Origin of the sequence: Paraburkholderia lacunae (assembly GCF_003353175.1) — a bacterium.
In the GTDB taxonomy this organism is placed as follows: domain Bacteria; phylum Pseudomonadota; class Gammaproteobacteria; order Burkholderiales; family Burkholderiaceae; genus Paraburkholderia; species Paraburkholderia lacunae.
This window is the reverse complement of sequence record NZ_QHKS01000049.1, coordinates 1-13,460: the sequence shown is the minus strand read 5'-3', so window position 1 is coordinate 13,460 and position 13,460 is coordinate 1. Positions and strand designations below refer to the sequence as shown.

At 57.6% G+C, this 13,460-nt stretch carries 10 protein-coding genes and 1 pseudogene; 3 read left to right on the top strand and 8 right to left on the bottom strand.

Features of this window, described 5'->3' with window-relative positions:
- Window positions 1-422: 422 nt before the first annotated feature.
- Together DLM46_RS36780 and DLM46_RS36775 are read right to left on the bottom strand one after the other, a co-directional pair.
- Window positions 423-1,169 (bottom strand): CbtA family protein, encoded by a 747-nt coding sequence (locus tag DLM46_RS36780; RefSeq protein WP_115109520.1) that lies wholly within the window; start codon window positions 1,167-1,169, stop codon window positions 423-425.
- A 13-nt stretch (window positions 1,170-1,182) separates the two neighbouring features.
- Window positions 1,183-1,392, bottom strand: coding sequence for a CbtB domain-containing protein (locus DLM46_RS36775; protein ID WP_115109518.1), 210 nt, complete (start codon window positions 1,390-1,392; stop codon window positions 1,183-1,185).
- Window positions 1,393-1,639: 247 nt separating this feature from the next.
- On the opposite strand from DLM46_RS36775, the gene DLM46_RS36770 reads away from it, so the two are divergent.
- Together DLM46_RS36770 and DLM46_RS36765 are read left to right on the top strand one after the other, a co-directional pair.
- The gene (locus DLM46_RS36770; RefSeq protein WP_115109515.1) at window positions 1,640-2,233 is read left to right on the top strand and encodes a histidine phosphatase family protein; all 594 of its coding nucleotides are present in this window, start codon (window positions 1,640-1,642) and stop codon (window positions 2,231-2,233) included.
- 538 nt (window positions 2,234-2,771) lie between these two features.
- On the top strand, window positions 2,772-3,884 hold the full coding sequence (locus DLM46_RS36765; RefSeq protein WP_425274052.1) for a porin: 1,113 nt from the start codon (window positions 2,772-2,774) through the stop codon (window positions 3,882-3,884).
- A 439-nt stretch (window positions 3,885-4,323) separates the two neighbouring features.
- On the opposite strand, the gene DLM46_RS36760 is transcribed toward DLM46_RS36765, so the two are convergent.
- From DLM46_RS36760 to DLM46_RS36725, 6 genes and pseudogenes are all read right to left on the bottom strand, one after another.
- Window positions 4,324-6,141: a DUF4153 domain-containing protein gene (locus DLM46_RS36760; protein WP_115109510.1), complete on the bottom strand. Its 1,818-nt coding sequence runs from the start codon at window positions 6,139-6,141 to the stop codon at window positions 4,324-4,326.
- A 274-nt stretch (window positions 6,142-6,415) separates the two neighbouring features.
- Window positions 6,416-7,048 (bottom strand): LysE family translocator, encoded by a 633-nt coding sequence (locus DLM46_RS36755; RefSeq protein ID WP_115109507.1) that lies wholly within the window; start codon window positions 7,046-7,048, stop codon window positions 6,416-6,418.
- 204 nt (window positions 7,049-7,252) lie between these two features.
- Window positions 7,253-7,375: pseudogene (locus tag DLM46_RS36750) on the bottom strand (integrase); the annotation flags it as partial.
- Between the two features lie 301 nt (window positions 7,376-7,676).
- A complete protein-coding gene (locus DLM46_RS36745) occupies window positions 7,677-8,942 on the bottom strand; it encodes an acyltransferase family protein (protein ID WP_165848153.1) in 1,266 nt (421 codons plus the stop codon).
- A gap of 529 nt (window positions 8,943-9,471) precedes the next feature.
- Entirely contained in the window at window positions 9,472-9,756 is a 285-nt protein-coding gene (locus tag DLM46_RS36735) for a hypothetical protein (RefSeq protein WP_115109500.1), read from the bottom strand.
- Window positions 9,757-11,440: 1,684 nt separating this feature from the next.
- Window positions 11,441-12,589, bottom strand: coding sequence for an alpha/beta hydrolase (locus tag DLM46_RS36725; protein WP_133300441.1), 1,149 nt, complete (start codon window positions 12,587-12,589; stop codon window positions 11,441-11,443).
- A gap of 207 nt (window positions 12,590-12,796) precedes the next feature.
- Here DLM46_RS36725 and DLM46_RS36720 point away from each other — a divergent pair, with 207 nt between their 5' ends.
- Window positions 12,797-13,063 (top strand): hypothetical protein, encoded by a 267-nt coding sequence (locus DLM46_RS36720; RefSeq protein WP_165848152.1) that lies wholly within the window; start codon window positions 12,797-12,799, stop codon window positions 13,061-13,063.
- The last annotated feature ends 397 nt before the right edge of the window (window positions 13,064-13,460 follow it).

Here is a 13,460-nt window from a genome sequence, read left to right as displayed (position 1 = left end):
GTTCGCGCCGCATGCGCGCGCGATCAGCGCGTCGCGGCGTTAGCGCGGGATTTTGTCCTGCGGCGTCGCCCGCGCGTCGTCGACTATGATGAGTGCCTGCCAATCGACCATCGTCGCCCCCCCCGCACATGCCGACGTCGAAGCCCACTCCGTTGGTGCCGGCGCCGAGCTTCACGTCCTGAATGACCGCTGTACGCTGGCGGATTCAACCGGTGGATGCAACACACTGGAGACTGCGCAAGCAGTGGGAGTGTTGCAGATGAAACAGCGACGCCGGATTTATTACAGCGAGACGCAGAAAGCGCTGATGTGGGAACGTTGGCAGAAGGGCGACCCTCACGATATTCCACCTTCCAATACCCGAGCGACGTAGTTGAATGCACTTGGACGAGTAAGGCGACCGCTTGCCCGGTCGCCCTGCATTAAAGGTAAGCCGATTTGCCGGCAATGCGGCCCGCCGACGCTGCCCGCTGGCAACGCTCTGCAAGCGCGCCAAATAGCAGACCGATCGTGGTCCACATGATCACCTGCATGCCGATCGCTGCGATCCGGAATTTCCACAGCAGCACCGCCGGGAAAGCAGAAGGGACTTCGTTGACGACCGGCAAGCCCAGTTGCACCGCACCGATAACCACGACGAACACAAGGCCCGCAATGATCGATGCATTCCATTGACCAAACCGCGCAATGGCGTGCTTGCGCACTTTCAGCGAGAACACCATCGTTGCGATCGAAATCGCAATCATCAGGAAGAACAACCCGGTGCGCATGCCGATGGTTTCCGGGTCCCCCACTGAAGGTGGATTCGCGGGATATTTGATGTTCGGCACGATCACCAGAGTAATGAACGCCGCCAGCGCGAGCCATGCCGACAACGGCCTGACACCAAGCTTCGTGACGCGTCCATACGCATAGGCAAACGTCAGCGCGAACAGGCCGCCAACTGCTGCTCCAAACGTCACCACGCCGGTCAACAGGCCCAGACCGGCCTGCGTGTGACGGCTGACTATTTCTGGTTCCGGCTGCTCGCCCTTCGCTGCGTCGGCCTTTTCCTCGAAGGAAATGGCCTGATCCACCTGAGGCTCACCCACCAGCCTGGCAAAACCGAACGTGAGAAGTCCTGCGGCGATGCCTGCTAGCATCCCGCGCACCAACAATTTACCGACCATGTTCGACCTCGCGTTAGTGGCAAGGAAAGCCAAGCAGATGGCGGCCGTCGTGGACGAATTCGTGCACGTACATGCCGGGCACGATCGACGTCGCGCCCTCTTCCGCGCCAACGAAGTAAATGGCGAGCAGCATGATCAGGCCGCCAAAGATGACCCACGGCAACAGTTCGCGCAAGGGAATGGCGGTCGGCTCGGCAGCCGGATGCAAAACGGCTTGATTCATGGTGAATTCGCTCCTGGGGTTTCGCGCCCCGATAATGGATCTGGAAAGGACGACAGGAAGCACAGGTCTGGCTTTCGGCTTGATGAGCCTGATTACAGTGGCGCGACCGCGCCGGGATTGCACCGGCTTCCGCGCTTCGAGTCACGGTATTCTACGCGCTAAACTTTTACCTGGAGGCAAATACGTAATCGACGCTATCTCCACTATCTAAAGCATCCCGCAACAATTTCATTTCGCAAGGAATAAAGTGCTTACGCATCTCACGCTGATCAGCCACGCGGCGACACCCGCGATGCGTCAGGGCAGATTTCCGTCTGACGATCCGCTTGATGCACGCGGTATCGCGGACGCGTCAGCGTGGCGACAACGCGTAGCGCTCGACATCGAAGCACGCGCATTGTGCAGTCCGGCCCTCTGCGCGCTCGATACGGCGAAGGCGCTGGGCCTGTCGGTGCAGATCGCGCCCGAACTCGCGGACGCGGAATACGGCGAATGGCGCGGTCTACGGCTTGTCGAGTTGGCAGGCGCTCTCCAGGCGGAAGTGGCAACGTGGACGCGTGATCCCCATTACGCGCCGCCGCATGGCGAGTCATTTGAACAGGTGCGAATTCGTGTGGGGCGCTGGCTGGACGCACTGAATGAAGCGGGTCAGGTCATCGCCATCACGCACGCTTGCGTCATTCGTGCCGCTGTCGTGTACGTGCTCGACGCGCCCTCCTCATCGTTCACTCGCATCGAAGTTCCGCCACTCTCTGCGATTGAACTGCGGCACTCGCCTCGCGGCTGGGCGCTATCGTCAACGTCGTATAGGGGCGATCCCCGGATTGGAAAGCTCACGTGATGCACGCGGATGCGCACCGTCCAGTGTCGGCATCCTCGATTCCCGGAAATAGAGACCGGCATCAACCCAGGTTCAGGGTGGCACGCGGCATCCGATGCGGCGGGGTTATCGGAGGTTGAATGTGCACTGTTGATCGGCTGATACTGGTCAGGCGCTGTCTCACGGCGATGGGCGCAAGACGGTCCATCTCAGACGGTCGTCCATGCAGCATCTAGACGACTGCTTTCGAGGTCAAAACGGCCACCCCGGCTATTCTGGCGTCTAGTCGCGTTTCTGCGGCTTTGTGCCTTCAGCCTGGCCTGCAATCGGCTCAACAACGCTGAGCAGGAGCAGGCATAACAGGACTGTTCCGACCATATACAAGAATTCGCTGGTAGTGTCCGGTGATACGAAAGTCAATCCAATGTTGCAAACGGGAGACACAAAAATTGAAAACAGGTCCCGATTTAATTTGACGGAAATATCATTGCGCGCAGGCCAAAAGCCGCGCATGAACCGCAGCGGTTATATAGACCGGCGGTTTGCCTTACAACTAAACATGGGGAGACACTCTGTGAAGAAAACCATCAGCGCCATCGGCGGCGCACTTATCGCCATCGCGGCCCAATCCGCTTTCGCGCAAAGCTCGGTCACGCTGTACGGCATCGTCGACACGAGCGTCCGCTATCTCACCAACGCCAATGCGAACAACGACAGCCAGGTATCGATGGGCGTCGGCCCGATCACCGGAAGCCGTTGGGGCCTGAAGGGTTCTGAAGATCTGGGCGGCGGCCTGTCTACGGTGTTCCGGCTTGAGAACGGCTTCAACCTCTGGAACGGCCAGTTGGCGAGCCAGAATACCCTCTTCAACCGGATGGCTTATGTTGGGCTGTCTAGCAACCAGTATGGCACGGTGACCTTCGGTCGCCAGAACACGCCGCTATTCGACCAGCTAGGGAACGTCTACGACCCGCTGACCGTCGGTAACTACGATCAGGACGGCTGGCTGCCCGGCGCACTCGGCTACGGCCTGCGCCAGAACAACTCCGTCAAGTACAACGGCCAGTTCGGCGGCCTGAACGTGGAAGCCATGTATAGCTTTGGCGGTGTGGCCGGCAGCACCGGCGCGAACAACATGTACGGCTTGACGGCGTCCTATACGTACGCCGGCTTGTCCCTTGATGCTGGCTTTCAGCAGAACAGCGACGCGCACAACAACAAGTTCAATGTTGTCAACGTGAGCGCTGTCTATGCGTTCAGCACGATCAAGGCTTATGCAGGCTGGCTGCATGCGCAGGACAATACCGGCATCGTCGACCTTTACATGGCGGCCGCAAACTCACCGGCTGCCGGCTTTTCGGCGCCTGTGACGAATACTAACCGCATCGACGACGGCTTCTACGTCGGTACCACCTGGCAGGTCACGCCGCCGCTGCTGTTGACTGCGGCGGCCTACTACGATCACTCCCGCAATGCATTGAACGCCGACGGCACCACGCTCGGCCGCGGCGTCCGCTACTCGGGCGTGCTGTTGGCCGAATACTCGTTGTCCAAGCGGACCGAAGTGTATGGCACGGTCGATTTCATCCGCGGCACTGGCGCGGCGAAAGCAGACTTTCCGGGCCGCAACAACCAGACCGGCGTCGCGCTCGGCCTTCGCAACATATTCTGATTCATGCTGCCCGGTTGCCGCCGGGCATTGCGCTTGCGAACCACCGGCGCGCGCTCAATGGCGCGCGCTTTTTCTATACGCGCATAGGCGTGGCGCAATGGGCTGCGGATGACCGGTCCAGCCGGCAATACGCCTGACGTGTGCGGCGCACGAACGGCCGTTATCGGGCGGAGCGGTCCTTCAAATGTCCGATTGCCGGCAGCGATGAACGACCCGTCATGGCCGGACTCAGAAGTTCGATGAAGGGCCGAGTTTGCGCCCTCAGGGACCTTCGACTCGCCCGATAGCGGCCGTTCAAATGATCAATGTCTCTGGCTTAACGATTCATTGCAGCTATTTTCCGATCGCTCCATTCCTGTCAAAACGCTACGAGGAGCGTCATCGCCGTTTTTGGCGGTAAGCCGTTCTTTAACTTTTTCCGCTCTCACGCCAGGACCTACTACCTCGAGCACACTGCGCCGCCCGCCGGCGTCGCCTCTACTTCGACGCGTCGACCATTGACCTGAATGTCTCGAAGTCGCGGTTCAACGAGCTGAAACGTCCCCTTCGCCAAGGCATCACGAACCGCAGCGCAGTCCGGTGCTATCGAAAACTTGCCCACCAGTTGCCAACCTCCATCGCTGGCCTGGTCAAACACGAATCCAATACTTCCGCTGTTCGGGAAGAGCACAACGTTAGACTTGTGATCGCCGGTCAGGTCGACGAGGTAAGCGTCACACTTCACCGAGCCAAAGTTCAGACAGCCTGGGAGCATCCACTTTTGCGTGGCCCGATTCCAGTCCTTCGAGAGAAATGACGCAGGAACCGGCTGCCCGGGAGTGCGCGACACGATGTTGAGGGCGAGCGTCGAGGCATCCGGACGGGCTGCGCCCAAAAGGCCTCGACCGGGCTGACGTGCAGCCTGCGTGCTCAGTTCGCGAACTGTCGTGGCATTAGGTGCCTTAGTCTCCCCCTGCAGGCGCGCGAGCGCCTGCAGTCCGTATCTCGCGGATCTGTACCGCAAGAAGTTGTAATCGAATTTCTCGGGCTCAACCCTACCCGCGAGGAGACGGTCTACCTGGCTATCCACTGATAGACGTGCCGGGTCAGCCAACGGCGTGAATACAGCAACGAGGACAGCGACTGATACCCACGCCGTGATCACGTTCACGGGCGCGATTCTCGCAAGGGTATCAGTGCGAGCAAGCGCCGCCCATGCATAGCCGATGGCATAGAAGCAAGCCACGAACGTTCCTGCACAGGCCAAAATGCGGTGCGGCGTGAACCCATACTGCTCGATGCGCAGCGCTAGCGCGTAAGTCGCAAGTATCACCAGCACGGGAAGCATCAGACATGAAATTCTCATACAGACACGCAGCACTCGCGGTGCCGGATCGGACCCTGGGCCGCCCTTGAAAACAGCGTTCACGAGGACTATTTTTAACGCCGCGACGCCGAGCAGGATCCACGTAGCAGATCGCGTGGCCCATAGCAATCCGAGTCCGGTGAACGGCAAGGTCGCGAGGAATCCGCCAACGATGACAACGAGGACCAGGAGCAGCCACGAGAGAAGCGACAGGACAAGCGTGCGCGATCCCTGGACGATGTCTGGCCTCACATCGGTGATGTGCAGGGCTGACGCAAACGCCATCGCGCTCACGGGAATGTCGAACCACGATTCCCGCAGGAGTTGCTCGAGGAAATGCAACTTCAGCAACAGGAAGAGCGCTGCCCCCAACCAGAGCACAAGAAAGAGTGCACATACGAACAACCCGGACAGGCAGACCTGGAGCCCGAGTTTCCAGCTGATTTCGAAGTACGACTCGTAGGGGGCAAACCACGACCTTGCGGCCTCGCCGGCGAGAACGAGGCAATAAGCGATAAATACAATCACGCCGCCGTAGAAGGTCACTGCCATTGACGGCAGCGGGACCCCGGTGCGGCCGAATGGTTGCATGCCGACAATGTCAGCGCCTGCCGATCGCCACGCGTCGTGACAGCCAAGGATTGCCACGACTGCGGCGAGCACGGCGGCCCACATCGCGAGCCGCGGCCCCCTCATTCGTTGCAAGCCCACAATAAACGCTGGCGGGATGAATAGGGTAACAAGAAGCAGCGGAAACAACAGAAGCGGGATAGTTGCGATGCCGCCGCGATTATGCGCAGCGTTCATGAGCAGATACAGTACTAATCCCTGGACAATGCCGATGATGAGTCGCGGCGCGAAGAGATCTCGACCTGGAGTAGCCTGCAGCGTCCCCTGCTGATTATTTTGCATCTCCAACCCCGCCTTCCCGAATATGTTTTCACGGTCGCGCCGGCGTGATCTCGAGCACAAACGCCGTGTTCGAGTTCAAGGCCATTATGTGCGCCCGATCCATGCCCCGGTGTCCGGGAGTCGATGGGCACATGCGTCAATAGTTGACGATCTAGATGTTGCGATTGACTGACCGTTGCTGGCCGAACTCTGCTCGATGATGACCGGCGCAGCTCGACTGCCGATTCAGCCATTCAAGCGCCAAAATTCATGGTCCGCTTTCGGGCAGAACCCGTTAAGCCGTGTGACGACGGTACAGAGCCAGAGACCCCGCGAGCGCAACAAGCACAGCGCCGCAAGACCGTTCCAGCCATAGCGCTCCCGACTCCTTCAGCAGGCGAATTGCCCGTGCGCCGATCAGCGAATAGCCGAACATGATCGAGCAATCCAGCATCGCAAACGTTATAGCGAGTGCCACGTACTGCGGCGCAAGTGGTGCGGACGGCGTTATAAACTGGGGCAGAAATGCGGAGAAGAACAGGTACCCTTTCGGGTTCGTGACTGCGGTAAGGAAACTCTTGAGGAAAATCGCCGAGTTGCTGTCGCGGCTCACTTCACCGTGCGTGCTCGCGACGCTCAACGAGCCCTTTGACATCAACAGCCTGACACCAATGTACGCAAGGTAGGCCACACCCACCCATTTGACGACGGTAAACCAGAACGCCGACGCTGCCAACAGCGCACCAAGGCCAAGTGCCACGGCGAAAATCAACACGAAGTCGGATGCGACCGCTCCAGCGAATCCATAAGCGGCACGACGAAGACCATAGCGGGAGCCATTGGTCAACGCCAGTAGAACCGTCGGTCCGGGAGTTGCGATACCTACAAAAGCTACAGCGGCAAAAATTAGCAACGTACTTTCGCGCATGCTGTTCTTCTCCGTTGAGAGTGAGTGGGATATATCACATGGCCACCAAGTATAGCTCCGCATTTTTCACCTGCAGGTCACACGTGGCACCGCCCGCCTCCCCAGCGTGGAAACTCTTTGCGCCCATCGCAAGCGGACGTTCACGCGATAATCGGCAACGGCAGCCCGTGGTCGGCAAGCGTCCGCTCGCCGACCAGTTCTCCTTCAAACTTCGGTTTGTTCTGCCAATTCAAGGGCGTCGTCTACCTCAATGCCGAGGTAGCGAACCGTACTCTCGAGCTTGGTATGGCCGAGCAGCAGCTGCACCGCCCGGAGGTTCTTCGTTCTCGTCAGCGGCCATTGGGTATCAGTCAGCAAGGAGTTGCCCAAGTGCTCCAACCGACTATTTCGGCGGTTGACCAGACGCTAGCTCGGCTCGCTTTTTCAATGCGTCATTCATCGCATGCATGCTAATAACCGTGTCCCTTAGGACGCTCTGAGTCAGGGTGCGAGCGAGAATGCCGGTGAATGTTTCACCCTGGATCAAGCGCGTTTTATTGCCCACGGGTTCGAGAATGAAGCGGTGCTCGCCGTCAAAAATACCGGGAAACCATACGTACCCGCCCTTGGCGCTGCGGGTTGCGTACTGCTACTTCAGTCCAGATACGCCAATCGATTGCTCTGCGTTTCCTGCCGGCGAGCCCAAAATCGCCGCCTCCGTTCTGAAGTCGCCTCCCTTCCTCAGGATCAAAGCGGAAAATCGCCTCGCCTGAACGACGCCCCACGAATCGAACACCATAAACGTTCTCGCGCACAAAACACTCAGCACGATCACAAGCACCGCAGCAGACGCGACCAGAAGGGGGCGATCCAGGTATTTGTAGAGCGCGATGAAATACCACGATCCAAACGAACAGATCACCAATGGATGCGTCAGATATAGTGAAAAAGAAATGCGCCCAAGGAAGCCCGACAGCTTCATGGAGAACATCTTTTGCAAGGGCGCGAATATCATGACAGACACGACGATGATCGAAGCAACTACTGACTCCACGCTCGGCCAGACGTTTCGCGGTACGAAATGAAACAGCACGACTGGCGAAACCAGAACGCCGATCAGCGCAATCGGCGCCAGAATTTTTAGCCCCCTGCGCGCCAGAAACCGCCGTACATCCTCGAGCTGATACGCCTCCGCGATGAAAAGCCCCATCAGAAAGGCAATCAAGTCCTGATCGACGAACCAGGTGGCAACGAAAATGATCCCGTACGCCGCCCACCTTCTTTCCAGGCCGCCGCACAGAGATAATGAACAGAAAATCAGGAACGATCCGAAAAGCTCGACACGCATTGTCCACAAGACGAACAGGTACGACCTCGTATCGTCGAAATGGAAATACACGTCAAACAGGGCAAATTTGACAAACCCCCAAAAGCTTGGCGTCCATCGATAGAAGCCGCCTATCCAGTCAGAGCCAGACAGCATGGCAACCCGCTGGTTATACATAAACCCCAGTTTCAGAAAAACAAACGCGATAAAGCATGCGCAAAATATCGGCGCTGTCAGGCGGATGTAGCGCCGAAGCGCCTGGTCGGTGATCAGCTCGCGCTTGCGCGTCTTCACATACCCCACCGACAGCACATACCCGGACAAAACGAAAAATACGTACACCGGCGTATCGCCATCGGTAAAGAACCGGTAGAACACGAGGGCAATGCTCAATATCGCGTACTCGACGTATCCGGCGAAAGTCCTTCCCGACAGAAGGTGCGTGAAGCCGTCGGCGGCGGGCCCATGCGCCCGAAGCAGAAAGAAAGGAAACAGGTGGCAGAGCAGTACGACAAACGCAGCCCATCCCCGCAACCCGTCGAGGTATGTCAGTCGGGAGGAGCCTGGATCACCAGCCGGCAATTTCATGGAACGTCTCCAAGCAAAACCTCGAGATCGGTGTGCGGAATTCGGCGTGCGCGTTGCATGAGCGAGTTGTTGCGAAGGCCGGGGAGGTCCCGAAGGCATTGGCAACTTCGGCCACCCATGCCATGACAGGATGCATGAGCAAGGTGCCAGAACGGCGCTTGAACATCCAGTTCACAGATCCGCTCGGATGACAGAACCCGATCTTACGACGCGAACTTTCAGCGTAATGGGCGCCGTCCCACACAAAAACGGCATCTCAGTGGGATAAAAGTGCGCCTGGCCACCCTGAGCGCTGCTTGAGGTTCCCCCACCCATCAAGATGAGCAATGCAGATCTCACCGCGATTCGCGCGGATTAGCATGGTGATTCAGCACTTGGCACTCTGGCCTCACCTGAGCGTCTTCGTGCAGTTGCCGGTAACAAACGGACCCGAAGGTCGGATTGGTCGAACTTCGGCCGTTCAACGCGACATCGCCGACCGACTCTTCATGGCCGCACTGCGTCGCACGACCGAAGACGACGGTCACTCTCACTTTAAGCACGCAGCTTGCCGTTCATACATTGCTTGCGAATAGGGAAGGAGATCGTCGTTGTAACGGGCGCTGTATTTTCCGTAGCCGACGAACTCGTAGTAAATGTTCATTGCCTGAATATGTGACGATGCCCAGAACGTCCATACCCATTCACTGCCTGGCTCGTTGAGGCTCCGAGCGGCGTCTCCGTCCGGCCCATGCGGGATGCATGCGGGAAGATAGTTGCCGCGCCCGTCCGGGCAATACCAAACTTCATGAAGGTAACCTAGCGCCTTCGTCATCCAATACCGCCCTCGTGACTTTTTCTTTGGGTGCGCGAATTGTCGACGATTGTCCGGGAGACGTCGAGTGGCCGAAATTGGCCGAGTATTGCCTGATACGTTGGGCTTATGCAACCAGAGACTCAAAACCGGCGATCGGCAAGGCGCGACCCTGAGCTCCGTCCTGGGCTGTCTGAGACGGGACTCTCACGACCCGTGGATCGTCACGCTTTATTTTGGTTGAAACCCGGGACGAGTTGATCACTGAATATGGAAAGTCGCGGCTATTTGATGCCGGAGGGAATAGACGACCAGCGTCGTTATCACTAAACCTGTCAGCAAACCCGCGACACGCTGAGTAGTAGCAACCTTCGACTTGGGTGTGATGTCCGCTACCCCCCGTCTTTGTCTAAGGCGATTCATCGCATACAGCACAACCGCCAATGCCGCTGCCCTGAATATTGCGTCCTGTATTGTCATGTTTCCCCCCAGTGACGCCTTCTGTTCTACATCGCCGATTGAATATGTTCTGTGTACCAGCGAGCCTATCTTTCTGTCCTGCGTGACTATGCTGCTCGCGCCGATTGTCGACGATTTTCACGGCGGTGTCGAATGTCCCAAACTGGCCGAGAGCGGAAGATCGAGTCCGTCAACGAAACGGCAAGCTGGTAAGGTCAGGCGGCCAAAGCAACTTTGCGAACACCGAGCTATTCCACCCCCTAGTTCAGGGGGTGGAATGACAGGCGCAATGCCCGTCAGATATGGGTTGCTATCATTGCTGTAGCAAATCTGTAGCAAGCAAAAATTCCCCTCTCAGATCATCACCCGCTTACAACGCAACTCCGGCACGTGCGCGCTCATCCGGCGACGATCGGCCAAAAGGCGACATTCCACGTCGACACCAAATTCGTCGACAATCCGACGAATTTGACAGAAATGGTGCTGCGTGCAGTTAAAGGATTATTTTATTGAAGCACTCCTGCGGGCTCGAGAAGTTTAACCAAAGCCCTTAGAATGACGAGCGACCCAAAAATAATAACCAACATCCAGAGCAGAGGAAATATGATGGTCTTCCGCCTGCCGCCTGCACCATCGAACAGAATAAAATGACTAACGTTGGGGTATCGTTTTACGCGAAATGGGAGTGTCATCATCGCCAAAATGGCGAGTAATAAACGAATGTTTCCCCATCCTGAGGACCATGGCGAAATATTCCGCGAATTGCCGAATGCGTGAAAATAGAAAAATACCAGCAAGCACAGTATTAGAAATACATCAAATCCATACCCGGCTATTCTTTTCATTATTGCCCTCGCGTTATTGTTCCTTCGCAGATTCCCCGTGACGTTTTGCGGGGGGCGGCTTGGTGTGTACACCCATCCGTCATCGGAGGTGCCCGGAGATTCTATCGCCGGTTTGGTGCATCCATTAATAGGTGGAACCCGAAGACGTACGCGCCCGACGCTGGAAGCAACTTGATTCGAGTGGCTGCTTTGGGAAAGGCTGACCGACCGCAACGGGTGGCGGATTCAACCGGTGGATGCAATAGTTTGCTGGAATCGTTCGGCTGGCGTTCGCGGTAGGGTGAGCATCGATCCAACGGTGAGCAAGGTGCGAGGATGCTTATAGTGGCCGTTCAGCTCCATCAGCTCGACGCCGAGCCACTTCGCGAGGTGTTCTCTTGCTAAAAACAGGTTTAACAGACCTACGGATTCGACTCGTCGAGGAACGATTGAACTTCTCGAAAAAGCTCCTTGCGATTCTTTTCCATGAAGATCATATGCGATCCTCCCCCGATCTCAATCATGCGTCTGGATGGCGCATTGTTGAGTCGATCGAACACCGCTTGCGTTTCACCAACACGGGTAACGGCGTCCCACTCACCGCGAACCACGAGCGTGGGGACAGTGACAGCGGACGGGTCCCACAATGGTTTTCCGGCCATCCAGTAGTCGACGGTGTCCTGGAATGCCCCATTGGGGGTCCGCACCACGGGCGGGTGCTGCTGCGCACCCTCTGGGTCAGTCGACAGCGCAGCCGCTGACCAGAGCTCGAATGACGCAGGCGGGAACAGTTCACCCCTCCTGTCTTCAGGTGAACCCGCCTGCAAGCGGTCGCGCGCTTGAGCGGGCGTCCATGCCTGGTATGCCCCGAGCGCCGCTTGACGACCTGCCGCAGTAGCCTCTCGTGTCCATTGCGGCGCATAGAGTACGAGGCGGTTCACCTTGCCGTTGTGAGTTGCCGTATAGGCACCCGTGAGAGTCGCTCCCCAAGACCATCCCATCAGGTCAAGCCGAGGCAGTCCACGACGAGCCAATATATGATCCACTGCCGCTTCGACATCCTTCAACGCGACGTCTGCCGTCACGATCGGTCGATTCTCGGACGGTGGATAGTTCATTTCGGGCGGCCGGCTCGACGCGCCGTAGCCGCGTAAGTCGATCAAATAGACGTCATAGCCATGTTGTGCGATGGTGTCCATCCATGACGATTGCTCCAGCGGCAGATCAAAGGTAGTTTCACCTGCCTGGGTGGTGCCGTGGACATATAGCAGCGTTCTTGACGGGCTGAACCGTGTCAGGCCATCGGGGTGCTTGTTTCGGATGTAAAGCTGGATTCCCGGTGTCTGCGAGGGGATCGTGTAACTTTCAACAGCCAGCTTCGGTGGGGCGTCCGACGACCGGGGCGCCGCGCACGCCGCCAGCACAACCGCAAAAGCGAACGTCAGGAAATAATTGGAGCGCATGTTCTTTTCATAGTCCCGATTGACTTCAGGGCTGGCATGAAAAGCCCAGCTAGAGAAACCGATCGAGCATAGCAAAATCAGCGGCGGCTTGAATATGCGCTTGCGCACATTTTTGACGCAAACTTCAGTTGTCTTTTTTCGGACGTCATCCCGAATCGCCCCGAAGGCAGTTCAGGGTCGAACTGAGACGGCCAGGCACCGGCAAAGGGTGAGAAGTCACCTCGCCGGATAGCAGTGAAACGACACGTAGTAGAGTATTGACGCATTGCAGCCCCAGGGCCGACGCGACTGCNCTCGACCAGCAAAGTGATCGCTATGACTGCGTCTAACCCAAAGCTCACGCCACCTATCTTTGTCACGAATTCGGCGGTCTTGTTTTCCGCCTACGAATTCGGCTGGGGATATTGCTCGTTCGCACTCGACCCTGACGCGGTTTGCGAAGCGCTCGGTGCCGCAGACACGACGCAAAAACAGCTGCTACTTGCTTTCGAGCTCAACAAGCGTCGCCTGTTGGAAGCTGTCGAAAAAAAGGCCATCCATGGAACAGGGGAACGAATAATCCTGTCGGCGACCGATCTCTAGACACTACAAGAACTGAAGACTCGGCTAGACGCCGATGATGCAGCAGTATTTGCGCCTTCCCGCAAGGAAACGTCACTAGAGAAAAGCCCCGACAAGTCGGGGCTTTTCTCTTCATCAACTACTGGAGGCGCGAGCCGGAGTCGAATCGGCCTAAACGGCTTTGCAGGCCGCTGCATACCGGTTTAAAACAGTGCGTTACCAACAATAACCATCCGGATTAACCACTCAACAAGCCAAGCCAATCCGCCCGTGGTCAACAACGACGGACCGGTTACGGTAGAGTCGAGATGTGGCGCGGTAGCGGTAGGTTCGGTTTGTCTGTTGCCGCCCCTTTCGTCTGGCGGTGCCCGAGTAACCTCACCCTAACCCCGTTTCCACACCCCGCTCATCGAACCGG